Annotated in this window: 25 protein-coding genes and 1 pseudogene; 16 read left to right on the forward strand and 10 right to left on the reverse strand. The window is 57.4% G+C overall.

Annotation, left to right across the window (positions count from 1 at the left end):
• The first annotated feature begins 81 nt into the window (after nt 1–81).
• The 6 genes from WF513_RS12665 to WF513_RS12690 all read left to right on the forward strand — a co-directional run bounded on the left by WF513_RS12665 (nt 82) and on the right by WF513_RS12690 (nt 3,848).
• Nucleotides 82–213 carry a hypothetical protein gene (locus tag WF513_RS12665; protein WP_339079742.1) on the forward strand — a complete coding sequence of 44 codons (132 nt, stop codon included), beginning with the start codon at nt 82–84 and terminating at the stop codon, nt 211–213.
• A 160-nt stretch (nt 214–373) separates the two neighbouring features.
• On the forward strand, nt 374–805 hold the full coding sequence (locus WF513_RS12670) for a GNAT family N-acetyltransferase (protein ID WP_339079743.1): 432 nt from the start codon (nt 374–376) through the stop codon (nt 803–805).
• A gap of 126 nt (nt 806–931) precedes the next feature.
• Entirely contained in the window at nt 932–1,981 is a 1,050-nt protein-coding gene (locus WF513_RS12675; protein ID WP_339079744.1) for a GGDEF domain-containing protein, read from the forward strand.
• A gap of 118 nt (nt 1,982–2,099) precedes the next feature.
• The gene (gene msrB / locus WF513_RS12680; RefSeq protein ID WP_339079745.1) at nt 2,100–2,615 is read left to right on the forward strand and encodes a peptide-methionine (R)-S-oxide reductase MsrB; all 516 of its coding nucleotides are present in this window, start codon (nt 2,100–2,102) and stop codon (nt 2,613–2,615) included.
• Between the two features lie 2 nt (nt 2,616–2,617).
• Complete coding sequence (msrA, locus tag WF513_RS12685; RefSeq protein WP_339079746.1) at nt 2,618–3,289, forward strand: peptide-methionine (S)-S-oxide reductase MsrA; 672 nt, start codon at nt 2,618–2,620, stop codon at nt 3,287–3,289.
• 121 nt (nt 3,290–3,410) lie between these two features.
• On the forward strand, nt 3,411–3,848 hold the full coding sequence (locus WF513_RS12690; RefSeq protein WP_339079747.1) for an abscisic acid-deficient protein Aba4 family protein: 438 nt from the start codon (nt 3,411–3,413) through the stop codon (nt 3,846–3,848).
• A 1-nt stretch (nt 3,849) separates the two neighbouring features.
• On the opposite strand, the gene WF513_RS12695 is transcribed toward WF513_RS12690, so the two are convergent.
• A complete protein-coding gene (locus tag WF513_RS12695; RefSeq protein ID WP_339079748.1) occupies nt 3,850–4,185 on the reverse strand; it encodes a hypothetical protein in 336 nt (111 codons plus the stop codon).
• A 207-nt stretch (nt 4,186–4,392) separates the two neighbouring features.
• On the opposite strand from WF513_RS12695, the gene WF513_RS12700 reads away from it, so the two are divergent.
• Nucleotides 4,393–4,929, forward strand: a complete 537-nt coding sequence (locus WF513_RS12700) for a thermonuclease family protein (protein WP_339079749.1) — start codon at nt 4,393–4,395, stop codon at nt 4,927–4,929.
• 147 nt (nt 4,930–5,076) lie between these two features.
• On the opposite strand, the gene WF513_RS12705 is transcribed toward WF513_RS12700, so the two are convergent.
• On the reverse strand, nt 5,077–5,919 hold the full coding sequence (locus WF513_RS12705) for a S1-like domain-containing RNA-binding protein (RefSeq protein WP_339079750.1): 843 nt from the start codon (nt 5,917–5,919) through the stop codon (nt 5,077–5,079).
• 321 nt (nt 5,920–6,240) lie between these two features.
• On the opposite strand from WF513_RS12705, the gene WF513_RS12710 reads away from it, so the two are divergent.
• Both WF513_RS12710 and WF513_RS12715 read left to right on the forward strand, forming a co-directional pair.
• The gene (locus tag WF513_RS12710) at nt 6,241–6,429 is read left to right on the forward strand and encodes a hypothetical protein (protein ID WP_208598674.1); all 189 of its coding nucleotides are present in this window, start codon (nt 6,241–6,243) and stop codon (nt 6,427–6,429) included.
• Between the two features lie 207 nt (nt 6,430–6,636).
• Nucleotides 6,637–8,859 (forward strand): LTA synthase family protein, encoded by a 2,223-nt coding sequence (locus tag WF513_RS12715; RefSeq protein WP_339079751.1) that lies wholly within the window; start codon nt 6,637–6,639, stop codon nt 8,857–8,859.
• A gap of 10 nt (nt 8,860–8,869) precedes the next feature.
• Here WF513_RS12715 and WF513_RS12720 read toward each other — a convergent pair whose 3' ends face one another.
• The gene (locus tag WF513_RS12720; protein ID WP_339079752.1) at nt 8,870–9,592 is read right to left on the reverse strand and encodes a transporter substrate-binding domain-containing protein; all 723 of its coding nucleotides are present in this window, start codon (nt 9,590–9,592) and stop codon (nt 8,870–8,872) included.
• 160 nt (nt 9,593–9,752) lie between these two features.
• On the opposite strand from WF513_RS12720, the gene WF513_RS12725 reads away from it, so the two are divergent.
• Nucleotides 9,753–10,733: a zinc-dependent alcohol dehydrogenase family protein gene (locus WF513_RS12725; protein ID WP_339079753.1), complete on the forward strand. Its 981-nt coding sequence runs from the start codon at nt 9,753–9,755 to the stop codon at nt 10,731–10,733.
• A gap of 41 nt (nt 10,734–10,774) precedes the next feature.
• Here WF513_RS12725 and WF513_RS12730 read toward each other — a convergent pair.
• Nucleotides 10,775–11,056, reverse strand: a pseudogene (locus tag WF513_RS12730) (DUF1294 domain-containing protein); the annotation flags it as partial.
• 239 nt (nt 11,057–11,295) lie between these two features.
• Entirely contained in the window at nt 11,296–12,648 is a 1,353-nt protein-coding gene (locus WF513_RS12735; RefSeq protein WP_339079754.1) for a DEAD/DEAH box helicase, read from the reverse strand.
• A 264-nt stretch (nt 12,649–12,912) separates the two neighbouring features.
• On the opposite strand from WF513_RS12735, the gene WF513_RS12740 reads away from it, so the two are divergent.
• Complete coding sequence (locus tag WF513_RS12740) at nt 12,913–13,566, forward strand: 7-cyano-7-deazaguanine/7-aminomethyl-7-deazaguanine transporter (protein WP_339079755.1); 654 nt, start codon at nt 12,913–12,915, stop codon at nt 13,564–13,566.
• Nucleotides 13,567–13,576: 10 nt separating this feature from the next.
• On the opposite strand, the gene rarD is transcribed toward WF513_RS12740, so the two are convergent.
• On the reverse strand, nt 13,577–14,473 hold the full coding sequence (rarD, locus tag WF513_RS12745) for an EamA family transporter RarD (protein WP_339079756.1): 897 nt from the start codon (nt 14,471–14,473) through the stop codon (nt 13,577–13,579).
• A gap of 373 nt (nt 14,474–14,846) precedes the next feature.
• Nucleotides 14,847–15,161: a 3-phosphoglycerate kinase gene (locus WF513_RS12750; RefSeq protein WP_339079757.1), complete on the reverse strand. Its 315-nt coding sequence runs from the start codon at nt 15,159–15,161 to the stop codon at nt 14,847–14,849.
• 72 nt (nt 15,162–15,233) lie between these two features.
• On the opposite strand from WF513_RS12750, the gene WF513_RS12755 reads away from it, so the two are divergent.
• From WF513_RS12755 to WF513_RS12765, 3 genes are read left to right on the forward strand one after another with little or no spacing between them, the layout of a single operon-like run.
• Nucleotides 15,234–16,160: a LysR family transcriptional regulator gene (locus WF513_RS12755; protein WP_339079758.1), complete on the forward strand. Its 927-nt coding sequence runs from the start codon at nt 15,234–15,236 to the stop codon at nt 16,158–16,160.
• Between the two features lie 13 nt (nt 16,161–16,173).
• Nucleotides 16,174–16,986, forward strand: coding sequence for an alpha/beta hydrolase (locus WF513_RS12760; protein WP_339079759.1), 813 nt, complete (start codon nt 16,174–16,176; stop codon nt 16,984–16,986).
• Between the two features lie 5 nt (nt 16,987–16,991).
• Entirely contained in the window at nt 16,992–17,546 is a 555-nt protein-coding gene (locus tag WF513_RS12765) for a peptidylprolyl isomerase (RefSeq protein WP_339079760.1), read from the forward strand.
• Between the two features lie 31 nt (nt 17,547–17,577).
• Here the strand turns inward: WF513_RS12765 and WF513_RS12770 are convergent, their stop codons facing one another.
• Nucleotides 17,578–18,705 (reverse strand): GNAT family N-acetyltransferase, encoded by a 1,128-nt coding sequence (locus WF513_RS12770; RefSeq protein WP_339079761.1) that lies wholly within the window; start codon nt 18,703–18,705, stop codon nt 17,578–17,580.
• Between the two features lie 191 nt (nt 18,706–18,896).
• A complete protein-coding gene (locus WF513_RS12775; protein WP_339079762.1) occupies nt 18,897–20,234 on the reverse strand; it encodes a porin in 1,338 nt (445 codons plus the stop codon).
• A 318-nt stretch (nt 20,235–20,552) separates the two neighbouring features.
• Here WF513_RS12775 and plsB point away from each other — a divergent pair, with 318 nt between their 5' ends.
• On the forward strand, nt 20,553–23,036 hold the full coding sequence (gene plsB, locus WF513_RS12780) for a glycerol-3-phosphate 1-O-acyltransferase PlsB (protein ID WP_339079763.1): 2,484 nt from the start codon (nt 20,553–20,555) through the stop codon (nt 23,034–23,036).
• 228 nt (nt 23,037–23,264) lie between these two features.
• Here plsB and WF513_RS12785 read toward each other — a convergent pair whose 3' ends face one another.
• Nucleotides 23,265–25,271, reverse strand: a complete 2,007-nt coding sequence (locus tag WF513_RS12785) for a methyl-accepting chemotaxis protein (RefSeq protein WP_339079764.1) — start codon at nt 25,269–25,271, stop codon at nt 23,265–23,267.
• Nucleotides 25,272–25,653: 382 nt separating this feature from the next.
• Between WF513_RS12785 and WF513_RS12790 the strand changes: the two genes are divergently transcribed.
• Nucleotides 25,654–26,331, forward strand: coding sequence for a DUF4197 domain-containing protein (locus tag WF513_RS12790; protein WP_339079765.1), 678 nt, complete (start codon nt 25,654–25,656; stop codon nt 26,329–26,331).
• Nucleotides 26,332–26,335: the final 4 nt, after the last annotated feature.

Below are 26,335 nucleotides of genomic sequence, written 5' to 3' on the forward strand. Positions count from 1 at the left end.
TCCAGCGACCAGTCTTGCCGCTAAGTGATGCAATGGCGCACTGCAGAATGTTCAACCACGACGTTGTCAGAGGTGAAGATCATGAGCAAAGGCATGGACTCGAAGAAACAAACTAAGAAAAAACCGCTTAAAACCGCCAGCGAAAAGCGCTTGGACAAAAAAGATAAACAAGGAGCGAAAAGTCTGTTCGGCAGCAACGGCAACAACGCCTAATAGCGCCGACGCTTTAACAGCGCGGAGCAACCCGCACGGCCACGTGCGAGTTGCATATGAGCGATTGGCTTGTTTTACACGCAACAGTCGCCGTGTGGATTCCGAATCGAGCCCAATACTTCAACTCAAACACTCATCCACTACCTCGCCCACCGCCGCCATGCATTACCGTCAACTCCCCAGCTCATGCAAACCCCTTGTTGAGGCGTTTTACCGCAGCCAACGCTCAGATATGCGCGCCAAGGGCAGCGACCAACTGTGGGTGGCTGAGGACAGAGCCATCACCGCCGCGCTGTGCCTGCACACTATCGCCGACGGTTATTGGCTGACCGGCCTACTGGTGGACGCGGCAAAACGCCGCCAAGGTGTGGCCCGGCAGTTGATCGAAACGGCCCTCGCCGATTGCACTTCAACCGTTTGGCTGTTTTGTGACCCAACACTGAACGACTTTTACCTACGCCAAGGCTTTACCCCCTGCAGCAATTTACCTCGGCCATTGGCTGAGCGGCTGGCGCGTTATCAGCGCCGTAAACCTTTATCGGCTTTTTCGCGAGGCCCTTTTATCGCTGGCTCAGTGCCTCCTGGTGCTTGAGCCCTGACAGTTGATTATCCGAGCACAGTCATAGCACTTAGCTGGCCATACTGGCACTTTGCTCAACGTGGCTATTGCTATAGCCGGGCAAAGCTCTGCATGCTTGTGCGCAAGTAACCTCAAAGAATGGCTAACTTTATGCGGATATCGCGGTTAATCAGTCGCCTGCGTAACGATTTCCAGCTGTCCATCATTACCCTGATGGGCTTTTTCGGCGTGATGGGTATAACCCCCTACGCGGTATACCGGCTAGCCACCGGTAACTACCTAGTCGGCGCCGTTGACGCACTCATTGTTATCTCCACCATCACCGCAGTGTTTTACGCCTGGCGCACAGGGGATACGGTTAAACCAGGCATTTACCTGGCTGTGATTTTTTCTGCGGGCGCGACGCTGGTCGCCATTAACCTTAACGTCAACGGCCTGTTCTGGGTCTACCCAGTCATTCTTTTCAACTTTTTCATGGTGCCGCCCCGTCTGGCGTTGCTGTCCACTGTCTTGGTACTCACAACGCTGGCCGGTTATGGCCAACTAAAGCCCGGCTCGGTGTTTGAAAGCGACTATCAGATGGTTTCATTTTTGGTCACCGGAATGATGGCCAGCACCCTCAGCTTCGTTTTCGCCTACCGCACTAACAACCAGCGCGACCAACTGCAACTGCTGGCTATTCATGACCCACTGACCGGCGCACGCAACCGCCGCGCGATGAATGAAGAGCTAAAAATTGCAGTCTCGCTCAAAAATCGTCACGGCAATAACTATGGCGCACTGGTTATGGACCTGGACCATTTCAAACGGGTTAACGACAATTACGGCCACAAAGCGGGCGATCAAGTGTTAGTGGACTTTGTCGAGCTGATCAAAAATGCCTCTCGCCGAGAGGACCGGCTGTTCCGCTTCGGCGGCGAAGAATTCCTCCTGCTCTTGCCCAATACCGAAAGAGTCGGCCTACAGACTGCAGCGGGAAACCTGCACCAACACATTAACCAGCACCTGCGGGGGCCGGGCGGCGCCGTGACCATGTCCGTCGGTGGCGCCATACTGCGTAGCGGTGAGCACTGGGAAGAGATGCTGCAACGTGCCGATCAACGTTTGTATCGCGCCAAGAGCGCGGGGCGTAACTGCATCGTACTCAACGACAACTGCGAAACCGCAGGCGTTACGCCGAGCGCCTAACTCCGCTGCTTATTTTCGCTTAAAACTTACTGGGTAAAATGAACGCCCATTGCCCACAGCGCTGTAACAACTCGGTGCTGTCTGTGTCTATTGCCCACACCTACTCGAGAGCACTGCCATGAAAAGACGCGCCCTGCTCAAGGCTGTAGCTTTGTTGCCAGCCCTGCCTCTACTCAGTCACGCCCCATTCAGCCTGGCGCAAGCCCTCGCCATCAGCGTGACGCCACTGGACAAACCGCACAGTGCGTGGCGTGAGCTGCTTACGTCGGATGCGTATGCCGTGCTATTTGAGGAAGACACTGAAGCCCCAGGCAGCAGCCCGCTGAATCAAGAAAAACGCGAGGGCACCTATGCCTGCGCCGCCTGCTACCTGCCACTGTTTGCCAGCCAAGATAAGTATGAAAGCGGTACCGGCTGGCCCAGCTTTACCCAACCGATTGCAGGCCACATGGGGCAAAAGCGCGACTTTAAGCTGTTCTTCCCGCGTACTGAATACCACTGCGCGCGTTGCGGTGGGCACCAGGGTCATGTCTTCGATGACGGCCCAAAACCGCGTGGCGAGCGCTGGTGCAATAATGGTGTGGCGTTGCGCTTTATCCCTGTAGGCGAACCTTTACCTGAGTTGCGGAGTTGAATATGACGGCGACCACCACGTTGAGCAGTCGCCTGTTGGCCAGCTCAGTGCTAATCCTTGCGGGCCTATTGGCCGCTTGTGAACCGACAGCGGCGCAAGCAACCAAGCCACAACCCCAAGCACAAGCCAGCACACAGACGGTTGAGAACCCCGGCGTTGCGATCTTTGCAGGCGGCTGCTTTTGGTGCACAGAGTCAGACTTTGACAAGGTACCTGGGGTGATTGAAACCACCTCCGGCTACATTGGAGGGCATGTCGACAACCCTACCTATGAGCAAGTTTCCGCCGGCACCAGCGGCCATATTGAAGCGGTGCGTGTGCGCTTCGACCCCAGTAAAACCAGCTACGCGCAACTGCTAGAAGCCTTCTGGCCAACCATTGACCCGGTGACGGCTAACGCCCAGTTCTGCGACCGCGGGCCGCAGTATCGCAGCGCGATCTTCTTCAGCAATGCAGCAGAACAGCAGCAAGCTGAAGCCTCCAAGGACGCACTGCAGAAATCCGCCCGCCTGCCCGCGCCAGTGGTCACAGAACTTCTCGCCGCCAGCACCTTTTATCCGGCTGAGGACTACCACCAGGACTATTACCTGCGTAATCCACTGCGCTACACCTACTACCGCAATGGCTGCGGCCGCGACCAACGTTTAGAGCAGCTCTGGGGCAAAAAGCCCTAGCCACCAGCACCTGCAGGTACCCGCAGCCGGCTGATGCTCAAGCATTCAGCCGGTGATTCAACAAGGCGGCAGTGGCCTTATCCGCTAAGGTTAAGCCCACCTGTACCTCAGTGAGTGCGTTATGGCCCCGTTGAAACCCCTGTTCAAACTGACGTCGTTGCTGGCGCTGAGCGGCTGGCTAATGCTGGTCTGCTTGCCATTTTGGCCATATACCGATGAACTGGTATTGGCTCTCAGCGTGGTGCTGCTGGCCATCGTCTATAGCTGGCTGTTATTTGTCGCCATGCGCCAGCGCCCCGAACCCGGCAGCGGCAAGCCAGGCTTCTTCAGTTTGGGCGGGGTGCTTTCATTGCTGCGCCAACCCACCGCCGCGTTAGCCGCATGGATACATATCCTGGCTTTCGATCTGGTGGTGGGGCTGTATATCCGCCACGAAGGCGCTATCGCGGGCATCAGTCACTGGGCACTGCTGCCTTGCTATGTGCTAACCCTGATGTTCGGACCGCTAGGCTTGCTGGCCTTTTTAGCGCTGCGCTGGGGCTTGGCTCTAGCCGCCTGAGTTAGCGGCTGCGCTCTAGGTATTGCGTGCTTTTACCTGGGTACTGCTGCACGCGATAACCACTAGGGTACTCAATCGACTGTTTGATCGAGCCACGGCTTTCTACCGATTGGCTGCCATAACGCTGCTCATGACGCTGCAACCCCTCAGGTAAACGCTGCCCGCCATACAGGTTGTGGTTCTCTATGGCTTGCGAGCTGCCGACACTGCCACTGGCACCGGGGCTGATATAGGTTTTAGGGATGACCCGCAGCGTCTGCGGGGTTTGTGGCTCGGCATACAACGGAGCGACTAACAACAGCCCCAGCAAGCCGACGACATATCGACAAAGCATCATCATAACCTCTGCATTCTTAACGCGAATCGAACGTGAAGTGTTGGCAGGACGAACACACCTGCAGTTGCGAGCACCGATCTTAACCTCGCATGCTCGGGCATTCACAACCCAGCCTTGTTACGTTTCGCGATACCCGTCCCGCTTAATACAGCGTGCATTGTTTATCATCACCGGCTCTATGTTTGCATACTGAGCAGTGCCCACCCGATGATTATCCGCACCTTTTTATTACTGCTTGTCAGCCTGCCAAGCTGGGCCGTTGCTGACTCACTCACCTGCAGAGTGGTCACTGTCAGCGAAGGGGACACCTTCACCTGCCTGACGACTGACAACGCACGACTGCGCGTTCGCCTTGCAGAAATCGACGCTCCCGAGCGTAAACAGCCTTATGGCGCCGAAGCCAGACAAGCACTCGCCGAACTGGTGCTTGAAAAGCAGGTAGTGCTGCAGGTACACGAGGTGGATCGCTACCGTCGCACGCTGGCGCGCGTCTATGTCGGCAACCTTGATGTGAATTATGTTTTAGTCGAACAAGGCGCCGCCTGGGCCTATACCCAGCAACTGAAGGACGAAAAACTGAACGATGCGCAAACACTTGCCAGAAATATGGGCAAAGGTCTGTGGCGGCTACCCGCTGAAGCTATCGTGGCGCCTTGGGAATGGCGCTACGCCGGCAGAATTTCTGCGCCGCAAAAAACCAAACCGAGCCGACCTGCATCATTTTCACAGTTTGCTGAGCCGTAACTGCCGAGCCAATTTCCTTATTGAGCGCGGCGCATACAGCTAGAACACCGCCCTCACCTGCCCAGCGTCACGTCGCCGCCCCGCGCCTTTGCATGCTGACATTGCACATGCATTGCGGATCGCTCATCTATTAGGCGGTATTCATATTCAGTTGCTGGGCAGTTCGATACGGTCTTCGAGGATCACGATACGACCCTGCTTGTATAAACCGCCGATGGCTTTCTTGAAGTTGCCTTTGCTGACCCGAAACAGCCCGGCAATTTCTTCAGGTGAGCTTTTGTCATTCACCTTAAGTACGCCATCGTGCTCGCGCAGCTTGGCCAGGATCTGCTCACCCAAACTGCTGGCGGCTTCTTGGCCAACCGGCTGCAGGCTCAGGCTAATTTTGCCGTCGGCACGCACTTCTTTGATAAAGCCTTTTTCCTGCATGCCGCTGCGCAGAAACTTGAACAGCTCATTTTTATGGATCAGGCCCCAATGCTTGCCGTTGATGATGGCCTTGAAGCCCATATCGGTCGCCTCTGCCACCAGCAGGTCAACGGCCTCACCCTCGGTGTAATTAGCTGGCACATTGTCCAAATAACGGTCCAGGCGGGCGGTGGCGGTAATACGCTTGCTGCGTTTGTCGAGGAACACGTGCACCACACAATAATCACCCACTTGCAGCGGACGTTTTTCTTCGGAGTGCGGCAGCAATAAATCTTTCGGCAAACCCCAATTAAGGAACAAGCCCACGCGGTTTATATCCACGACCTTCAAACTGGCAAAACCACCCACCTGAACTTTTGGCGTTTCAGTGGTGGCAATCAATTTGTCTTCACTGTCCAAGTAAATAAAGACGTTCAACCAGTCTTCCACTTCACTTGGGGTATCGCTTGGGATATAGCGTTTGGGCAATAGAATTTCGCCCTCCGCGCCGCCATCCAAGTACAAGCCGAAGTCGGTATGCTTCAAGACCTGCAAACTATTCATTCGTCCAATTACAGCCATGATGCTCAACCCTCAATGCCAGGCCGGCATTCTAGCCGACTCGCCCCTGAATTTCTCGGCCTAGCGGCTGCGAGTATTGGCTGAGTGGCCGCTTCGAGGGTATTCCGACCAGTGGCTCAAGCGCTGCCGAAAACCAAGCTGAAAGCCCGGCCGCCCATTGTATTTCTGACAAAACAGTTACTTACTGGTCTTTTTGATAACCGCCCAGGCCCTCTGCAGAATAATCCCCGAACACACTTATACATCCGGGCTGTATTTGCCAAGCAATTGTCAAGTATTTCGAGTATTATGCGCGGCCCAAATTAATTTTTGAGTAGGTCTATGGCCGTCATGCGCGTAAAAGCATCTAACAGCAAACCCAAGCCGGCTCCAGCCGTGGAAACCAGCGCCTCAATCGACACCCAGATTGAAGCCTTCCTGAAATCCGGCGGGGAAATTCAACAAATTGCCAAAGGCGTAAGCGGCCAGGTGTACGGCACCACCAAGCAGATCACCATCGGCAAAAAATAACGCTTTCTGGCCACGCAGCGCTTTGCTCGCAATGACAAGGCGCTGGCCAGTGCATTAACCCTCACCTTTCGAAACTAATTGTTCGGCCTTTTGCGCAGCATCCTCTGGTGCTTATCACAGCCTTGTTTCAGAATCATGACAGCCCGCACTTTGCGGCTGATCCGGCATTGCCGTTACTGAACAATAGCAATTGCCCCAGGAGTACTCGTGCGCATTACCCGCGATTGGCTGCGACATCCCTCCAGCACCCTGCTCGCCCTTGGTTTGCTGCTATTGATTTTGCCGTTACTCAGCCGCTACCTACTGGGCTGGTCACACGCCTACGGCTATCTGTCTGATCTGGCAATTGGCAGCCTGCTGCTGGTTGTCCTGCATCAACGCTCTTGGTGGTTGAGTGCGCCCCTCCTCTTGGTGTGGGGCATCTTTACCTTGAGTACCGCAGAACTGGTCAATGCTGTGGGGCGCATGCCCGAGCCCGGCGATTTACAGTTCTTGAGTGACGCCCAGTTCGTCAGCCATTCAACCCAAGGCGGCGGTTTGAGTCAGCCCCTGCTGGGCCTGGCCATGACGGTTCTAGCTGCACTCTACCTGGGGCTGCACGCTTGGCAGAGGCCTCGGCGCAGCGCGCCTCTTGCGCGGGCTTGGCTGCTGCTGCCGCTGTCACTGTTTGCAGTGCACAGCGTCGGTCAGCAGTTTAAACCCAGCGAGGCAGACCAATGGCTGCAGTTCAATCTGCCGCATAAACTGCTGGCGGAAAGCACCAGCAGTGGCCAACAACACCTGGCCGACTGGCTGGCCGGGGATGAACCGAGCAGCCCACCTGATATCAGCGGCCTTAACCAACTCGACTTAAATGGCACGCCACTGCTCAAGCAGGCCGGCAGCGCCCGTAACGTACTGATCATTACCCTTGAAGGTGTCACCGGGGCGTACCTGCAAGCCAGTCGCCAAGCCATCGGCAGCCGCTACGACGAAGACCCGATGCCACGCCTGAGCCAGTGGGCCGAGCGCGGCATGCTCACCACCGATTATGTGCTGCACGGCCATCAGACCATTCGCGGGCTCTACGCCATGCTCTGTGGCGACTACAACAAACTCGACTCCGGCACGCCGAAGGGCGTCGAACTACTCAATAACCCCGCTCGCAGCGAGCAGTGCCTACCCGCGCAATTGCGTGAACGTGGCCTGAGCACCCACTTTCTGCAAGGTGCCGGGCTGCGCTTTATGGCCAAAGACCAAATCATGCCGCAGATGGGCTTTGACAAGACCCACGGCCGTGACTGGTTTACCAATAAGCCCTATATCGAATTCCCTTGGGGCATGGACGACAAGGCTTATTTCGAAGGGGCACTGGGCTACGTCAAGCAACTGCGCAGTAAGCGCCAACCGTGGATGCTGACCTTACTGACCGTAGGCACTCACCAGCCCTATTCAGCCCCACAGGACTACCTAGACCGGCACCCCAACGCCAAGCTGGCAGCCATTGCCTATTTGGATGACGCCGTCGCCGACTTCCTAACGGCGCTGGAAAAACAGGGCGTAATGAAAGACACCTTGGTGATCGTCACCTCGGATGAATCCCATGGGCTGGAAAACGTGCGCCTGGCTTCAGCTTGGGGCTTCAACCTGCTATTGGCGCCCGAGCAGGCGCAACTGCCAGCACTGAAAAAGGGGGTCTACGGCCATGTTGACCTGACCGCTTCGGTGCTTGACTACTTCGCCTTCCCCGTACCGAGCACCATTGCTGGACGATCGCTGCTGCGTGACTACGCCAGCGGCCGGGAGATTATCTCGTATACCAATGGCCTGCTGCGCCAACATGACGGCAAAGGCACGCTGACCGAATGCGACTTCCAGAGTGTTTGTCGGCGCTATGCCAGCCCCGGCTTTATCGCCGACACCGCGCGCTATTTAGGACGTTTTACCGGTCAGCCGGCGCGCCTAGTTGGCCAGCGCGCGAGCTTACTCGACCAATCATTGAGCAGTGGCGAGGCCGAACAGCGCTATCAGTTCGCCAGCAAGCGGCCGATCAAACTCAAACCCAGCACCAGTGATGACTGGGCGGATAATTTGGTGGGCGCGCAGTACCTGACCTTGGGCGAAGACACGCAGACTACTGTGACCCTGAAAATCCGCGCCCTGAGCATGGATAAGCGCGGAGCCACGCTGCAATTGAAGACCAAGGAATACGACCGCAACGTCGACTTGCCGATCCCCGCGCTGCCATTGTTGACCCGCGACAAACCGGTCGAGATCAGCTTTACCTTCGACAACCCAGCCGCGCGCAAAGCATTTTCTTTCCACCTACTTGGCCAAGGCCAGGGTGCCATCGAGATTGTTGATTTCAGCGTTAGCAGCACGCCGCTGCCGACCGAGGCAAAACTCCTGGCCACGCAGGAAACTCTCGACGAAATCGTTCCGATGCCATAACCAATTACCGTCAGTGCATCGCGTAACGGCGCTCGATAGCCGTGTACTCGCCGCTCAGGCGAATTGCCGCTAAGCCCTGATTGAAGCGCACGCAATCGGCCTGTTGGCGGCAACCGAGTTTGTAATCGGTGGCTGCAAAAATCGGATACAGGATCAATGCCTGGGTCACATCAACCTGCGTATACACCTCGCGATTGAAGTAACGCAGGATGCGCATATCAGTCACCACCACATCCACCCGACCACTATAGAGCATGCGATTACGGGCAATCTGGAAGGCTTCTTCGCGGTAACGCGGGTTCGCTTCAGTCATGGCCTGATATTCGTTACCCAGCAGTAACCGCGCACGTTGAAAGGCGTTTACCGAGTAGCGCGCCAGGTCGCTGATGCGCTGGATATCCAGGTTTCGCGAGCGCAAGGCCACGGCGACATTTTGGTAGCGAATATAGGTATCCGAATAATAAATGGCCCCGCCACTGCTCTCATTGGTGGTGGCCATAACGTCAATTTGGTCCTTACTGAGCATCCGGTTCAGGCGCTCCATGGGCGCGTAATACGCCACCGGCTCCAAACCGCCGCGTTTAGCGGCAGCCATCACGATGTCGTACTCAAGCCCGCGGGCTTCATTCTCGAAGATATAGGGCGGCTTATGCGAACCAAAACCAACCCGCAGGCTTTGCGCTGATACCGCCACGCTGCATAACAACAAACACCAGACCCACAACCACTTCATGGCAACACTCACGTTAAATCGGTGGTCAGCATAGCTGGCTATGCTCTCGCACTGCACGTTCCTATCACTGAGATCGATTAAGCCGAATTAGTCGAACCGCCCGCTTACAGGGATAGACTCTCCTCACCCAAACCAGTCAATGCATTCTTGGAGCGTTAATATGCTTAAAGCTGAATATCAACATCGCGGCCCGCAACCTCACGAAGTGATTGCCGCCGTCGACCTGCAATTGCCCGAGCCGGCTGCAGGCCACGTTCGCATTAAAGTACTGGCCGCACCGATTAACCCCTCCGATGTACTGACCCTCACTGGCGAATACGGCATGTTGCCGCCGCTGCCAGCTATTGGCGGCAATGAAGGGGTTGGCCGTGTTGAGGCGCTGGGCGCTGAAGTCAAAAATCTGAAAGTCGGCCAAATGGTCCTACTGCCCGTAGGCAGCGGCACATGGGTCAGCCATTTGAATGCACCTGCCAACAAGCTCATCCCTCTGCCGGAAGCCGACCCACAGCAACTGGCGATGCTGACAGTCAACCCACCCACCGCCTCCCTGCTGCTCAGCCAATTCGTTGAGCTCAAGGCTGGCGAATGGGTGATCCAGAACGCGGCTAACTCAGGGGTGGGTAGCTACTTGATCCAACTGGCGAAACTGCGTGGCTTTAAGACCATCAACGTAGTGCGCCGTGAGTCAGCTGTTGCAGGCGTTGAAGCTGAAGGCGGTGATGTGGTGCTGGTCGATGGCCCGGATCTGGCCAAGCGCGTGCGCGCAGCCACGGGCGGCGCAGCTGTGCGCCTTGGCATTGATGCGGTGGGCGGTGAAGCCACCGACCATTTAGCGGCCAGCCTGTGCGACGGCGGCGTGTTGGTTAACTACGGCATGATGAGCCGCCAGCCATGCCAAGTATCGCCGTCTTCGTTCGTTTTCCGTGATGTCAGCTTGCGTGGTTTTTGGCTGGCCAAATGGTTCCAGAACGCCAATCAGGCTGAGCAAATGAAAGTGTTTGGCGAGCTGGTGCAGCTGATCGCCAGCGGCAAACTGCACACCCGTGTTGCCGCCACCTATGACGTTAGCGAGATCAAACAAGCCGTAGCGGCCGCCGCCAGCGGTGAGCGCGATGGCAAGATCCTGATCGTACCGAAGTAAGCTTGCGGACAACGACGGCGGACCACCCGCCGTCGTTCAGCCTAGGCCGGCAGATTTATCAGCCACAGCAGCAGGCCCGCCAACGCGGCGTGCAGCAAGACAATCAACCAGAACACCAATTGGTAGCTCAGTTTGCGGTTTTTATGGCGGATCAAGCGTTGCGCCAGCAAACCGCCTGGCCAGCCGCCCAACACCTCATACAGATGCAAGCGCGCCTCGGGCGTACGTTGCTGCTTTTTTATGGCGAACTGCTTGTCGCGGTAATACGCGGCAAAACAGATCAAGCTCATCAGCCCATAGATTGCCGCCAGCAGCGGCAACAGATGGATACCCACTAATAGAGGCTGCACCTGTTCATGCCAGAACGGTGCAACGTCCTGCAAACGAGTTGGATAGCCGGCGTAAGCGCTGACACTTAAGGCCAGATTGCCCTGCGTCATGCCGCAGGGCTGATCGGTGAATAGCCGCACACCATCAGCCTGCACACAGGTGTGCACCACGCTTTGAGCGTGGCTGATCACAGGCAGCGCAGCCAGCGCACAGAACCAACGCTGCATAAGTGTTACTCAGTCGTTGGGGTACGGCGCTTCAACGGAGCTAAGCCATCTTGGCTGACTAATATCGGTGCGTCCGCCTTAGGCTTATTGATAGTGTTGCGCTTGCTTGGCGCCTTGGCTGCCGGCTTCTTCGCAACAATCTTCTTACCGGTTTTCGGATCGATTTTCTTCTTCTTAGGGCCTACGGCTTTGCCTGAGGCTTTAAGGTTTTTCGGGCCTTGGTAGATGCCTTTAATATCCTTGATGTTGCGCCGCTCAAAACGCTGCTTGAGGTAACGCTCGATGCTCGACATCAGCGCCCAGTCGTTGTGACAGATCAGCGAAATAGCCAAGCCTTCGGCGCCCGCGCGGCCGGTACGGCCAATGCGGTGCACGTATTCATCGCCTGAGCGCGGCATATCGAAGTTGATCACCAGATCCAGCCCATCAACATCCAGACCGCGGGCGGCCACATCGGTGGCCACCAGAATTTTCACCGCACCCTGCTTAAGGCGGTCGATGGCCAGCTTACGGTCCTTCTGGTCCTTCTCGCCGTGCAGCACAAAGACCTTGTATTCCTTGGCCACCAACTTGCCGTACAGGCGGTCGGCCTGCACCCGGGTGTTGGTGAAGATAATGGCTTTTTCGAAGGTTTCATTGGCTAACAGCCAATCAACCAGACGCTCTTTGTGGTGATTGTGGTCAGCGGTGATGATCTGCTGACGAGTGCCCTCATTGAGCTGGTTAACCTTGTTGACCTGCAAATGCTCAGGCTCTTTCAGCACCTTGCCAACCACCTCACGCAACCCGGCGCCGCCACTGGTCGCGGAGAACAACAGGGTTTGCCGCTCGGCATTGCACAGCTCAGACAAACGCTGCACGTCATCGCTAAATCCCATGTCGAGCATGCGGTCGGCTTCATCCAGCACCAGCACTTCCACTTCATCGAGCAGCAGGTTGCCGGCGTTGGCGTGTTCAATCAGGCGACCCGGCGTGCCGATCAGGATATCTACCCGACGCAGCATGGCGGCCTGCACCTTGAAGTCTTCACCACCGGTAATCAGGCCAGCTTTGAGGAAGGTGAATTGGGCAAAGCGCTCGACTTCTTTAAGGGTCTGTTGCGCCAGCTCGCGGGTCGGCAACAGAATCATCGCGCGCACGCTCATGCGCGGTGAAGAGGCGCCGTCGCCGAGCAGGCGGTTAAGCATTGGCAGGACAAAAGCTGCCGTCTTACCGCTGCCGGTTTGCGCAGTTACCCGCAGGTCTTTCCCTTGTAGCGCCAGCGGTATGGCCGCCAACTGCACCGGGGTTGGCTCGACAAATTTAAGCTCGGCCACGGCTTTGAGCAGGCGTTCATGCAGGGCGAATTGGGAAAACACGGGTATACCTCGAGAAAAATCAGCAAACAGCTGCATAGATTACCGGTTTAGCCGGCTAAAAGCCCGAACGGCCTGGCCAATGGCGTCTGCAGCCTCGCGCGCGTGCCGATAAAAGGCTGCTAAATAGGCCCTTATCCTAAGCACAGGCCGACGCCTGCGGTCAGCCCGCTACTCAAGCGCCGCCCTGCACCGGTAGAATGCGCGCCGCTGTTCAATCCCGAACGGCATGGGTTCCCTAACCCCATCCAGTAAAAAGGTCCTGTTATGCCCCTGATCTCTCCGCAGCGCCAGCGCATGGCGCTCGTGGCGTTGGTGATGTTTCATATCCTCATCATCATTGCCAGCAATTACTTGGTACAGCTGCCGATCACCCTGTTCGGCTGGCACACCACCTGGGGTGCATTCAGCTTCCCATTTATTTTTCTGGCCACCGACCTGACCGTGCGCCTACTTGGCAAACGCACAGCGCGCTTGGTGATCGCCCAAGTGATGCTGCCGGCCCTGCTGATTTCCTACATTGTCTCGGTGTTATTCCAAGAAGCCAGCTTCCGCGGCTTCGAGGCATTGCTGGCGTTTAACGAATTTGTCCTGCGTATCTCTGTGGCCAGCTTTCTCGCCTATGCGCTCGGGCAAGTGCTCGACATCCAAGTATTCGACCGCTTGCGGCGCCTGTCGCTGTGGTGGGTTGCGCCGACCGTGTCGACCATCTTCGGCAACTTACTGGACACCTTTGTGTTCTTCTCAGTGGCGTTCTGGAACAGCAGCAATCCTTTTATGGCCGAACATTGGGTGGAGATCGCTACCGTCGATTACGGAGTCAAGCTGTGCGTCAGCCTGCTGTTGTTCGTGCCGCTTTATGGCGTGTTACTCAATACGATTTTGCGCCTGTTAGCCGGGCGCGACCGCGCAACCATTTGAGCATGGGGCTCTAGACCCGCTGCCGTGCCTGCTTGATCAGCAGGCGCGCGCTGTCCCAACCCACCAGCAGCACGGCCAGCCAGATCGGCAGATACGTCAGCCACTGCGCACTATTGAACTGTTCACCGAGAAACAGCAGCGCCACCAGAAACAACAGCACTGGTTCAACGTAACTGAGGATGCCAAACAGCCCCAGCGGCAGCAGCCGGCTGGAGGCCATCATTGCGGCAAACGCAATTGCACTCAGCACGCCTAAGCCAGGTAACAACCACCACAATTGTGGCATCTGGCTGAACAGCGCCGGCGGCCCCCACTGCAGCACCACGTAGACCGCCACGGGGGCGATCACCAGCATTTCCAAAACGAACCCAGACAATGCATCCAGGCGCATCCAACGCCGCAGCATGAAATACGGCGGATAACCCAACACTATGACCATCACCACCCAGGAAAACGCTTGCGTCAGCCACAGCTCATGGGCCACCCCGAGTAACGCGCAGAACACCGCCATACGCTGCAAGGGCCGCAGCCGCTCGCCATAAAACACCCGACCAGCCAGCACCATAGCCAGCGGCAGGAGGAAATAGCCCAGCGCCACCTCCAACGTGCGCCCGGACAGCGGCGCCCAGACAAACAGCGCCCACTGGATGCCCATCAACAGCGCCGCCAATGGCAGGCTGGCCAATAGCAAAGGCTCACGACGCAGACGACCACAGGCGGCAAACAACAGGGGCCATTGCCGCGACAACGTCACCAGCAATAGCACTGCCGGCAACGACCAGAGCACCCGCTGGGCAAACACCTGCAAGCCATCCAGCGGCGCCAATAGCTGCACATAGCCGGGCACCAAGGCAAACAGTACCGAGGCGATCATCGACAGCGCCACACCGCGCCCAGACAGTTGCATCACATCACCTAATTGATTCAGCCTTAAGATTTCGTCGGCCCTGGAATTGAGACCCAACCGCTATTCGGCAGGAGCCGACCTTACCCGCTCAATGTCTATAAAGCCCGGCAAGCCGGCGTTACTGCATGCTCCAGCTGCCTGCCAAGCGATAAAGATGCAATGGGGTGATGTCGCGCGCGGCTGGCTCTGGCGGCAGCCACGGGTGGCAAAGCCCTACACGGTTTGCCACCTCTGCTTGTTGCAACAAGGTGCTATTGAGCGAAAACGGCACTGAGATAAGAATAAGTAGATCAAATAAACAAATATTTAACGGATACCTATCTATTAAATTGATTTGTCGCGCCTCCGCGCTTAGTCTCGATTTTGCTGCGCGTTAGGTCAATTCGCAGGTTAGCGTGATGCGTAACTTGATAATGCTGCGGGTGGATTTGTGCGTCATGTTGCTGCTTTCACCGGCGGCCAAGCTGACCCGACGGGTACGCGGAGCCTCCGGACCACTGCGAAATACGGCGGTGCACTTGGCGTCGGCCCGGCCGTAGTTGTACAGCTGCACAGCGGCCATGTTGTGGTCGATTTCTTGGGTGCTGGCCGACACTTCGGCGCCATTGAGCTGCTTCTCAATCTCGATCGGGAAGGCCATGGCAGTCAGCGGCAAGCAGGCCAGTAGTGCGCAACATAGTGTTTTCATCAGGGCAGTCTCCGGCAAAAAGGTTGTCAGTCTAGGTTGATTGAGTCGGTATTTGCACCACAGGACGTCAATATGAAAGCCCCGCGCGTCACCCTTGAACAATGGCGCACCCTGCAGGCCGTGGTCGATAACGATGGTTTTGCTCAAGCCGCCGATGTGCTGCACCGCTCGCAATCTTCGGTCAGTTACACCGTCGCGCGCATGCAAGAGCAACTCGGGGTGCCGCTGCTGCGTATCGACGGGCGCAAGGCTGTGCTCACCGAAGCCGGTGATGTGTTGCTGCGCCGCTCCCGGCAACTGGTCAAACAGGCCAGCCAACTTGAAGACCTTGCCCACCACATGGAGCAAGGTTGGGAAGCTGAAGTGCGCCTAGTGGTCGATGCGGCCTACCCCAATGCACGATTGGTGCGCGCCTTGACGGCGTTTATGCCGCAAAGCCGCGGCTGCCGGGTACGCCTGCGCGAAGAGGTGCTGTCTGGCGTTGAAGACGTCATTAATGAAGGCACTGCTGATCTGGCGATAAGTAGCCTGAACATCCTAGGTTCTCTGGGTACCGAATTGCACACTGTGGAATTTATCGCCGTGGCCCACCCCGACCACCCACTGCACCGTCTGCAGCGGGTCGTGACCGCAGAGGACCTAGAAACCCAAATGCAGGTGGTCATCCGTGACTCGGGCCGTCAACAGCCAAAGGATGTCGGCTGGCTGGGCGCAGAACAACGCTGGACGGTCGGCAGCCTTGCCACAGCGGCCACCTTCGTCAGCAGCGGGCTGGGCTTTGCCTGGTTACCGCGCCACCTGATCGAGCGCGAGCTAATGGCCGGCTCACTTAAACCCTTGTTGCTGGATCAGGGCGGTAGCCGCAACCCGCTCTTCTACCTCTATTCAAACAAAAACAAACCCCTAGGCCCGGCTACACAGATTTTGGTTGATCTGATTCAACGCTTCGATGCCGTGCCCTTAAATGCAGCTCTGACTGCGCCCCTGCCCTCGGCTTGAGAGGAATTTGTAGATGTCATTTTTTGATAACGATGGCTGCCAGCTGCATTACGAAGAATACGGCCACGGCGCCCCCGTGCTGCTGATTCATGGCCTGGGCTCAAGCACCCGCGACTGGGAATACCAGATCCCCGAACTGGCCCGCCACTACCGGGTGATCGCCTTGGATGTGCGTGGCCATGGCCGCTCGGATAAACCCCGCGAGCCTTACAGCATCAAGGGCTTTGCCGATGATGTGGCGGCGCTGATCGAGCACTTAACATTGCCACCTGTGCATTTAGTGGGCATTTCCATGGGCGGCATGATTGGCTTCCAGCTCGGCGTTGATCGCCCTGAACTGCTCAAGAGCTTGTGCATCGTCAACAGCGGCCCCGAGGTCAAAGCCAAGAGCGCGCGCGACTATATTGAGATCGCTAAGCGTTGGAGCCTGTCGCGCTTGTTGAGCCTCGACACCATCGCCAAGGCCCTAGGCAAATTGCTATTCCCCAAACCCGAGCAGGCCGAGCTGCGGCAGAAAATCCTCCAGCGCTGGCCGCAGAACGACAAGCGTGCTTACTTGGCCAGCTTGGATGCGATTATCGGTTGGGGCGTGCGCGAACGCCTCGCGCGGATAAGCTGTCCGACCTTGGTGATCACAGCCGATCGCGACTACACCCCGGTGGCGCAGAAGCAGGCGTATGTAGATGAAATGCCCAATGCACGCCTGCTGGTGATCGAAGATTCACGCCACGCCACACCGCTGGACCAACCCGAACACTTCAACAGCAGCCTGCTGGCCTTCCTCGGTGAAGTCGAACAGGCCGCAACCACTGCCAAAAAGGACTAATCCGCATGCTTAAAACACTCACCCTCGCCGCTTGCTCCGTGTTGTTTGCCGGCAGCCTGCTGGCGGCAGAAAATCCGAAAGTGCTGCTGACCACCAGCCTTGGTGAAATCGAAATCGAATTGAACGCCGAGAAAGCGCCGATCAGCACCGCCAACTTCCTCGCCTACGTCGACAGTGGCTACTATGCCGGCACCCAGTTCCACCGGGTGATTCCGGGCTTTATGGTGCAGGGCGGCGGTTTTGATGCCGACATGCAACAGAAAGACACCCAAGCACCGATCAAAAACGAAGCCGACAACGGCCTACATAACGTCCGTGGCACCCTGGCCATGGCCCGCACCCAGGTACGTGACTCCGCCACCAGCCAGTTTTTTATCAACCACAAGGACAACGCCTTCCTCGATCACGGCTCGCGTGATTTCGGTTACGCCGTATTTGGTCAGGTCACTCGTGGCATGGAGGTGGTCGATAAGATCGCCCAAGTTCCGACGGCCAACAGTGGCGGCAACCAAAACGTGCCGCGCGAACCCGTACTGATCACCGCCGCCAAACGCCTGTAACGTCACTTATGATTGGGTAGCTGGGCGCCGGCTACTCAGCCACACGATACGGCAGCAAACCACGGGCGTGCTCGGCATAGCGCTGCACGCCCAGCTGCTCTTCATCGAGGAAGTTGGCCACGGCCGCCCGCAGGCCGGGGTGACAGAGGTAATGCCAGGAGTGGGTAATGACCGGCTCAAAACCGCGAATCAGCTTGTGCTCGCCCTGAGCGCCGGCATCAAAGCGTTGCAGGCCCCTGCCAATGGCATAGTCCATACCTTGGTAGAAACACGTCTCGAAATGCAGACGATCGAACTCCGCCAAACAGCCCCAGTAACGCCCATATAAGCTGTCTACACCGAGCAAACTAAACGCCATCGCCACGGGTCTGCCGGCCTGATGGGCGAACACCACGCGAATCATCTCGGGCATGCGCTCAGCCAGCAGGCTAAAGAAGGCGCGGGTTAGGTAAGGTGATTGGCCACGCACGTGGTAGGTATTGGCGTAACACAGGTAGACAAAATCCCATTCCAACTCGCTGAGCTGATGACCCTCACGCCACTCAAACTCAATGCCCTGCCCCGCCACTTGCTCACGTTCTTTGCGCATCTGTTTGCGTTTGCGCGAACTGAGCGCGTCGAGAAAATCTTGGAAATCCCGGTAGCCGCGATTGCGCCAGTGGAACTGGCACCCCATGCGCTGCAACCAACCCTCGCGACCCTGCAGCAACGCATTCTCGGTCTCGGTGGTGAAGTTCATATGCAGGCTCGACAGCCCTTGTTGCGCCAGGCTGCTGGTTATTTCATCGAGCAATTGCCCAGCGGCCGATGGCGTGCCGAGCAGGCGCTGACCGGTTACCGGAGAAAAGGGAATAGCCCCCAGCAACTTGGGGTAATAGTCGATACCGGCGCGGTGGCAGGCATCCGCCCAACCATGGTCGAACACGAACTCGCCGTAGGAATGACTTTTTACGTAACTGGGCATGGCCGCCAACAGTTGGCCTTGCTCACCGAGCAAAACCGCATGGCGAGGCTGCCATCCCGTGCGCCCGCCGATGCTGCCGCTGTCTTCCAAAGTGGCGAGAAACGCGTGACGTAAGAATGGCTGCGCCTGCGTCAGCAGGTCATCCCACTGACTGGCGGAAACTTCATGGATGGAATTCAGGTAGGTCGGCAACATCGGCAGCTCGGCGAGTCAGGCAAGGCTGCACTATAGCCGCAACCCGCCTCGCAGCGCTGGCTAACCCGCAGACGAGCTGTTGCAGCAAGTGAGCCTCGCTGGCGTTGTGGTCAGCAGCCTAAGACTCCCCTATAAAAAAGCCCCGCATTAAGCGGGGCGCAAAGGGAGGAGCAACGTTGAAGCGATGGTGCTTAGAACACGTATTGCAAGCGGCCGACGATGGCTTTGCCGTCGTCCTGCACATTCTCGCCACCGACCTGACGGGTAGTGTCGATGTTGTCTACTTGGTAATCGATGTAGTTCAAGCTCATGCGTACAGCGGGCGTGGCGAAGTAGTTGACGCCGACCACCATGGCACTGGCTTCAAACTCATCGCTGGCATCCGCAGCCACGATACCGGCCAGACCCAGGTTGCCTGGAATGGCGGTCGCATCGGAGTCAATCGTAGTGCTTTCGTAGCGAGCGAATACTTCCCAGGTGCCTTTCATATCAGTCGGTTTGTCCCACTTGCCGTCGCTGCCTTTGTAGCCACGAGCAGCGCCGATCATGTAGGAAACCTGTGCGGTGTAACCGCTCATATCCACACCGGAATCAGCACCAACAAGGTTCTCACCGCTAATGCTGCGCTGAAAGTATTCAGCCTGACCACGCAGGCCACCGAACTGAGCCCCCGATTCCAGTACCCATTCGCTGTCTTGATCAGCTACGCGCACATCACCGAATGTCAGGCGGAAGTCGTTGTCGCTGCGAATACCCATACGGGTACGGGCACGCGCACGGTCATCGTCCGAGCTGCTGTCATGGTAGTTGGCGGCCAAGTGAACAACGTCAGTGCCGTTCATGTACGGAGCCCAATGAGCACGCAACGTGTAACCAAATAGCTCGTCGTTACCATCGGTCTCGAAGTTGTTGTTGTTGTCACTGTCATCGTAGGTGGCAACCTGAGCCATCAGGCCGTAGTTATCGCCAGAGTGCTTAACGTTCAAACCAAACTGTGCGTCTTCGTCACCGTGGAGGAAGTCGTACATGAACGGACGCTCGATGGCAGTGATCCACGACGAGCTGGTGGTGCCTTCCAGACCATAGTCAACACCGAAACGACCTACGGTGATATCGGCAATATCCAAACCGGTGTAAGTGATATAAGCGCGGTCAACGGCAGTTTCTGCGCCATCGGCAGAGCCGTCATAGCTCAGGCGCAAGCCCCAGCCCCAGTCCTTATACGCGACACCTTCCAGACCGATTTCACCGCGGCGGATATAGGTATTGAAGGTGTCATCGAACGGGTTGTTCTGATCGGCCGCCTGCAGGCCGTCAAAGTTAGTGGCATCCCACTGCAGCTTGCCACCCAGCTTGAAGCTGAATTCTTTATCGGTTGTGGCGACTTCCAGGCCACCCTTAGTTTTGATCACGAGATCGGTACCGTCAGTGGTGACAGTACCGGCGAAAGCCTGGGTAGAAACGGCCAGAGCCAGAGCGCTGGTAGCGAAGCCGGCCATTACTCCACGAAAGCTGTGCGTACGGATCATCGAAGATTCCTCTAATAGACGTTTAAGTGTTGAAAACACCTGAGCACTTGGGCTCGTTTGTGTTGAGGGGAATCTTGGCGTCGGAATATTTCAGCACCGCTGCTGATATATTAATGTTTGATTACAACGGAACTTTTTACTTCCAATACCTATAAGCCGCTTCGACACGAACTGCCTGTCGGGCTTTTACACCTGCACAGCAGGCTGCGCCGAGAACATGCAGCGTGCTGATGCGTCGAAGATTTTTGCCGCCGACCAGCTGATCCGGCACACTACGCGCCCCGAGCAGATGCTCGCTTTCAAGCCTGCAGACTCCGTATGACCCGATCCCCGCTTCGCCGTCTTGTGTTTAGCACCCTGCGCCGTCTGCTGTACCTTTGGGTGCGCTCGGAGACCATCAACCAGTCTGCCTTTACCCTCAAACTGGACCGCAGCACGCCGGTATTTTATGTGCTGCAGCAGCCGTCGCTGAGTGATCTGGCCGTGGTCGATGTGGAGTGCCGCAAAGCGGGTTTACCGCGGCCGATACTGCCAGTATCGGTGGGTAATTTGCAGGAGCCTGCGGCGTTCTTCTACCTCACGCCAGAGCCAGACTGGCTGGGCCGACAGGACAAACGCGGTATTTCGCCGACCCTGCAACGCTTGGTCAGCGCCCTCAGTCAGCATGCGGTGGACGATGCGCAGATCATTCCGGTCAGCGTGTTTTGGGGGCAGTCACCGGATCATGAAACCAGCCCATGGAAGCTGCTATTTGCCGACAGCTGGGCGGTGACTGGGCGTTTGCGCCGCCTGGTCAGCATCCTGATTCTGGGCCGTAAAACCCGCGTGCAGTTCTCCACGCCGATCCAAATGCGTGAGCTGATCGAGCAAGATAAAGGCCATGAGCGCACCCTGCGCATGGTCCAACGCATCCTACGGGTGCACTTTCGCAACCAGAAAGCAGCGGTGATTGGCCCGGATGTTTCGCACCGCCGCAACCTGGTTAAAGGCTTGGTGAATGGCCCACAGGTACGCCAGGCAATCACCGAGGAAGCCGAACGCGAAGGCATCACCTTGGAAAAAGCTGAAAGCCAAGCGTTGCGCTACGGCAACGAAATTGCCTCTGACTACACCTACACCGCCATCCGTTTTTTGGAGTTGGTGCTGAGCTGGTTCTGGAACAAGATTTACGACGGCATCAAGGTCAACCACATCGAAGGCGTGCAAGAGGTCGCTCAGGGCCATGAGGTGATTTATGTGCCCTGCCACCGCAGCCATATCGACTACCTGCTGCTGTCCTACTTGCTGTTCAAAAATGGCCTAACCCCGCCGCATATCGCAGCCGGTATTAACTTGAATATGCCGGTTATCGGCAGCCTGCTCCGCCGTGGCGGCGCGTTTTTTATGCGCCGTACCTTTAAGGGCAACCCGCTGTATACCTCGGTATTCAACGAATACCTTCACACCCTGTTCAGCAAGGGCTTCCCGGTGGAGTACTTCGTTGAGGGCGGGCGCTCGCGTACCGGACGCATGCTGCAACCGAAGACTGGCATGCTGGCTATTACGATGCGCAGCTTCCTGCGCAGTAATCGTCTGCCAGTGGTGTTTGTACCTGTGTACATCGGCTATGAGCGCGTGCTGGAAGGCCGCACCTATCTGGGTGAGTTACGCGGCGCGAGCAAGAAGAAAGAATCAATCTTCGATATCTTTAAGGTCATCGGCGCCCTTAAGCAGCGCTTTGGCCATGTCTGGGTCAACTTTGGCGAGCCGATCAAGCTGGCTGAGTTTCTCGACAGTGAGCAGCCCGATTGGCGCACGCAGGACTACGGCACGCAGTTCCGCCCCACGTGGCTGAATGAGGCCACCAGCAACCTTGGCGAACGCGTAGCCCAGCACCTCAACGAAGCAGCGGCGATTAACCCCGTCAATCTAGTGGCATTAGCGCTACTCTCTACCAGCAAGCTGGCGCTGGATGACCGCGCACTGGCACGGGTGCTCGACCTGTATTTGAGTCTGCTGCGCAGCGTACCGTATTCGCCGCACACCACCCTGCCGGACGGCAACGGCCAGGCGCTGATTGAATACGTGCAGAAAATGGACTTACTCGCCGAACAAAAAGATGCCCTCGGCAAGATTCTTTATCTGGACGAGCACAACGCCGTTCTGATGACCTACTACCGCAACAACGTGCTGCACATCTTCGCCCTACCGGCGCTGCTTGCCAGCTTCTTCCAAAGCAGCGCGCGGATGAGCCGCGAGCAGATCCTGCGCTTTACCCGCGCCCTCTACCCTTACCTGCAATCCGAGCTATTTATCCGCTGGAGTCTGGATGAGCTAGACGCGGTGATCGATCAATGGTTAGTGGCCTTTGTCGAGCAAGGGTTGCTGACCTTAGAAGGTGACACTTATGTGCGCCCCGCCCCCAGTTCTCGTGAGTTCGTGCTACTGACGCTGCTGGCACGCGCCATTGTGCAAACCCTGCAGCGCTTCTACATGGCCACTGCCCTGCTGCTGAATGCCGGGCAGAACGCCATCAGCGCTGAAGAATTGGAAGACCTTTGCACCGTCATGGCCCAGCGCCTGTCAATCCTGCATGGCCTCAACGCCCCGGAGTTTTTCGACAAAAGCCTGTTCCGCCACTTTATCCAGAGCTTGCTTGACCAGGGCGTGCTGCGCCAGGACGAAGCCGGCAAGCTCAGCCATCACCCGTTGCTCAGTGAATTGGCTGAAGGCGCCGCCAAGCGCGTACTACCGGCGGAGATTCGCCTGTCGATTCGCCAAGTGGCCTTGGATCGCAACGAGGCAGTAGCCGAGGCGGTGTAAACCGGCCCTGCCCTCAGAGATGAGTGAAAGTAACGAACAACCCACGCCGCCGCACGCGACGTTTCACCAGGCCAATCGTGCCCGCGCTGAAGCCGAGGCCCAGCGCCTGCTAGCGGCCAGGGCTGAGCGTGGCGGACGCTGGCTCAGCTAGGTAAGCGGTGAACGCCATGCACTCAAACCGCCAGCCTATACGCAGATGGTGCGCCGCAAATTACAGCACCCAAGCCGCTAACTGCGGCTTAGGTCAATCAAGCGGGATGACAACGCCTGCATCGCAGTACTGACCTCGTCCAGCGCCTTAGCGTCGCGGGCGTTTTCTTCGCTGATGCTGTGAATACGCACGGCAAGCTCGTTGATCTCCTGGGTGACGTGGCTTTGTTGCTGCGCGGCGACGGCGATCTGCTGGGCCCGCTGAGAAATATCATCGAAACTCTGCACCGTACTGGACAGTGCCGTGGCCGCCCCCTCGGCTTCGACCACAGCATGTTCGGTGCGCGCCTCGCCCGCCTGCATCGCCTGCACCGCCTGGCGTGAAGCCTGCTGCAGAGCGCTGATCATGGTGCTGATCTCATTGGCCGATGTCTGGGTTCTACCGGCCAGGGTACGCACCTCATCGGCGACCACGGCAAAGCCGCGGCCCTGTTCTCCTGCCCGCGCAGCCTCAATGGCCGCATTTAACGCGAGCAAGTTGGTTTGTTCGGAAATCGCCTTGATCACATCCAGCACCGCACCGACCTGCTGGCTGTCCTTTTCCAGCCGACCGATTACCGCTGCGGCTTCGGCCATTTCGGCTGAGAGCGTCTGAATAGCGGCGCTGTTGGAGGCCACCTTTTGCTGGCCTTCCTGCACCACCGACAATGAATTTTGGGCGGTCGTGGCGCAGTCATTGGTGTTTTGCGCCACTTCCTGTGCACTGGAAGACATCTCGGTAATCGCCGCCGCCAACTGGGTGTTTTCCTGGCGTTGTTGCTCGGCGCGCCCGGCCAGGGTGCTGCTCAGGCTACCCAGCTGAGCGGCTTCAGCCTGCAAATGATCGGCCTCATCAGCAATGCGCTGGAGCATGGTGCGTAATTGTCCGGCATAGCGATTGACCGCATGGCGCAACGCACCGATCTCATCCTCACGCTCCACACTCAATTGCAAATCACGACTAGCCGAGCCACGACCCAAAGAGTCGATTTGCGCAGTAGTTTCTTCCAGCTGAGTAATCAGCTTGCGCCCAGCCAGCCAGGCCAGCGCCAGCAATACCGCCAACAGCGGAATCAGAAACAACAAAATATCCCAGGTTAGCGCCCAAGCCAGACCGGTAACGCGCTCATACGGGGTCACCAAACCAATGACCCAACCCGTGTCAGGCATTACAAACAGACTGACGCGGCTAGCCTGCTTGAGCTGCTCGTCGTGCTCTAAGTCGAGGTTGAGAATGGCACCCGAACTGCTGCTAGCGAGCGCCTTTTGAACCGGCTCTAGCCAACTTTGCTGCTGCGCTAGGTCGGCAAATTTGAGCATCTTGCTACCTTTGGCACCGGCTATACCGGGAAAGTGCAGCACATTGCCCGCCTGATCGAGGGCAAACGCGTAGCCATCGGTAACCTTGCCTTGATCGGTGAGAAAGCGCGCCAGATCGTCCAGCAACAGGTCCAAGGTAGCCACTCCGGCAAAGCGCCCGGCAAGCTGATAAGGCACACTGCAGGTAACCATCGGCACACCGGTCACTGCATCCTGATAGGCCTCCGACCACAAGCAGCGCCCTGCAGGACTGTTGCGTCCCCCGGTGTACCACGCATCATTTTGATAGCCCGGACCGCCGGCAGCGTTGTAATCATCCGAGTACGCCAGGCGTCCATCACCACCGCGGGCCCAGAAAAAACTGCGGCGCGTTACCCCTTCGGCAAAGGCATTCGGTTCGGGCCAGACACCGCCGCCGGCGATGGCTTTATCGCCCTGGTTATCAATCACATTGGGCAGCGTATTGAGGTACAGCGTTTCATCCAGCGGCAGCACTTCAGAAAGGTGCGCCAGGCTCGCCGTCACCCCTTCAATCCCGGCCAGCTGTAATCCCAACTGACGCACGATGGCACTGCCCGTTTGCTCAATCAGCTCACCACTGGCCGCCACCACGCGCGGCTGACCGCGCAGGGCCATTACCGCAAATACTGCCAGCGCCGTAAGAATCAGCAGCAAAATACTGCCCAAGGTCAAACGCTGCGACAATCGAACCGGAACTAAAGCCATGCAATTACTCCTACTGCTTGAAGAGGGTCGTTGGATGCACTGCAAGAACAGCGCCTAAACCGCTCTCGGTTTTATCCGCGTAGTCAGATAACGCATCAGCAAAGCTGCGCCTTAACGAAAACTGCTGGGCTAGAGTTATAGATGAATCTGCCCCTACGCGTTGCTTCCCTCTGCGCATACGCTGCATGACTTAACGGTATGTGACAGGTGTGGACGCACGTTGCTGCATGTGATGACACCGCCAACCCGGTAACGATTTACGCAAATCACTAAGGTTTAAGGCCAGAGTCGGCTTCATGCGGCACTTACCTAAGCATTTGCCAGCGCGCCGGAGTCCGTTAAGCTCCAGCAATCGTCTTCCAGACCTCCAAGGATGCCCACCATGTTTCGTTTAATGTCTCTGGCCGCTGGCGTTGCCCTGTCCAGCAGCGTCTTCGCCCTGTCCCTCGCCGACCTGACTCAAAGCGACGCCAGCGGTGGCCTTAAAGATGCCCTCAGCCAAGGGGCAAAAGTGGCGGTGCAGCAACTGGGTAAACCCGGTGGTTTTAGCAACAACCCTGAGGTGCGCATCGAACTGCCGGGCAACCTCGGCAAAGCCGCAAAAACTATGAAAATGATGGGTATGGGCGCCCAGGTTGATCAGCTTGAAGCGAGCATGAACAAAGCTGCCGAAGCTGCTGTGCCGCAAGCCCAAGCACTGCTATTGGACTCAGTGAAGAAGATGACCGTGCAGGACGCCAAAAGCATCCTCAGCGGCCCGCAGGATTCGGCCACCCAGTACCTGAACAAAACCAGTCGCGAACAGATCCGCACTAAGTTCCTGCCCATTGTCAAACAAGCTACCGACCAAGTCGGCTTAGCCAAGCAATACAACAGCTTCGCCGGCCAAGCCGCGAGCTTCGGGGTGATCGACGCGAAAAGCGCCAACATCGAAAACTACGTGACCGAACAAGCGCTGGACGGCCTGTTCAGCATGATCGCCGAGCAAGAAGCCAGCATCCGCCAGAACCCAGCCGGTGCCGCCACCAGCTTGGCCAAGAAGGTGTTTGGCGCGTTGTAAGCGG

It is taken from the genome of Pseudomonas sp. TMP9 (assembly GCF_037943105.1).
Lineage (GTDB): Bacteria > Pseudomonadota > Gammaproteobacteria > Pseudomonadales > Pseudomonadaceae > Aquipseudomonas.

Excerpts from the sequence above, each read along its gene's own strand:
- WF513_RS12720 (WP_339079752.1), bottom strand. The coding sequence starts at position 9,592 with ATGAAGTGGTTGTGGGTCTGGTGTTTGTTGTTATGCAGCGTGGCGGTA.
- WF513_RS12760 (WP_339079759.1), top strand. The coding sequence starts at position 16,174 with ATGTCATTTTTTGATAACGATGGCTGCCAGCTGCATTACGAAGAATAC.
- WF513_RS12725 (WP_339079753.1), top strand. The coding sequence starts at position 9,753 with ATGCTTAAAGCTGAATATCAACATCGCGGCCCGCAACCTCACGAAGTG.
- WF513_RS12705 (WP_339079750.1), bottom strand. The coding sequence starts at position 5,919 with ATGGCTGTAATTGGACGAATGAATAGTTTGCAGGTCTTGAAGCATACC.
- WF513_RS12750 (WP_339079757.1), bottom strand. The coding sequence starts at position 15,161 with ATGAAAACACTATGTTGCGCACTACTGGCCTGCTTGCCGCTGACTGCC.
- WF513_RS12770 (WP_339079761.1), bottom strand. The coding sequence starts at position 18,705 with ATGTTGCCGACCTACCTGAATTCCATCCATGAAGTTTCCGCCAGTCAG.
- WF513_RS12765 (WP_339079760.1), top strand. The coding sequence starts at position 16,992 with ATGCTTAAAACACTCACCCTCGCCGCTTGCTCCGTGTTGTTTGCCGGC.
- WF513_RS12755 (WP_339079758.1), top strand. The coding sequence starts at position 15,234 with ATGAAAGCCCCGCGCGTCACCCTTGAACAATGGCGCACCCTGCAGGCC.
- WF513_RS12695 (WP_339079748.1), bottom strand. The coding sequence starts at position 4,185 with ATGATGCTTTGTCGATATGTCGTCGGCTTGCTGGGGCTGTTGTTAGTC.
- WF513_RS12775 (WP_339079762.1), bottom strand. The coding sequence starts at position 20,234 with ATGATCCGTACGCACAGCTTTCGTGGAGTAATGGCCGGCTTCGCTACC.
- WF513_RS12790 (WP_339079765.1), top strand. The coding sequence starts at position 25,654 with ATGTTTCGTTTAATGTCTCTGGCCGCTGGCGTTGCCCTGTCCAGCAGC.
- WF513_RS12740 (WP_339079755.1), top strand. The coding sequence starts at position 12,913 with ATGCCCCTGATCTCTCCGCAGCGCCAGCGCATGGCGCTCGTGGCGTTG.
- WF513_RS12690 (WP_339079747.1), top strand. The coding sequence starts at position 3,411 with ATGGCCCCGTTGAAACCCCTGTTCAAACTGACGTCGTTGCTGGCGCTG.
- plsB (WP_339079763.1), top strand. The coding sequence starts at position 20,553 with ATGACCCGATCCCCGCTTCGCCGTCTTGTGTTTAGCACCCTGCGCCGT.
- WF513_RS12710 (WP_208598674.1), top strand. The coding sequence starts at position 6,241 with ATGGCCGTCATGCGCGTAAAAGCATCTAACAGCAAACCCAAGCCGGCT.
- WF513_RS12675 (WP_339079744.1), top strand. The coding sequence starts at position 932 with ATGGCTAACTTTATGCGGATATCGCGGTTAATCAGTCGCCTGCGTAAC.
- WF513_RS12700 (WP_339079749.1), top strand. The coding sequence starts at position 4,393 with ATGATTATCCGCACCTTTTTATTACTGCTTGTCAGCCTGCCAAGCTGG.
- WF513_RS12665 (WP_339079742.1), top strand. The coding sequence starts at position 82 with ATGAGCAAAGGCATGGACTCGAAGAAACAAACTAAGAAAAAACCGCTT.
- msrB (WP_339079745.1), top strand. The coding sequence starts at position 2,100 with ATGAAAAGACGCGCCCTGCTCAAGGCTGTAGCTTTGTTGCCAGCCCTG.
- rarD (WP_339079756.1), bottom strand. The coding sequence starts at position 14,473 with ATGCAACTGTCTGGGCGCGGTGTGGCGCTGTCGATGATCGCCTCGGTA.
- WF513_RS12785 (WP_339079764.1), bottom strand. The coding sequence starts at position 25,271 with ATGGCTTTAGTTCCGGTTCGATTGTCGCAGCGTTTGACCTTGGGCAGT.
- WF513_RS12670 (WP_339079743.1), top strand. The coding sequence starts at position 374 with ATGCATTACCGTCAACTCCCCAGCTCATGCAAACCCCTTGTTGAGGCG.
- msrA (WP_339079746.1), top strand. The coding sequence starts at position 2,618 with ATGACGGCGACCACCACGTTGAGCAGTCGCCTGTTGGCCAGCTCAGTG.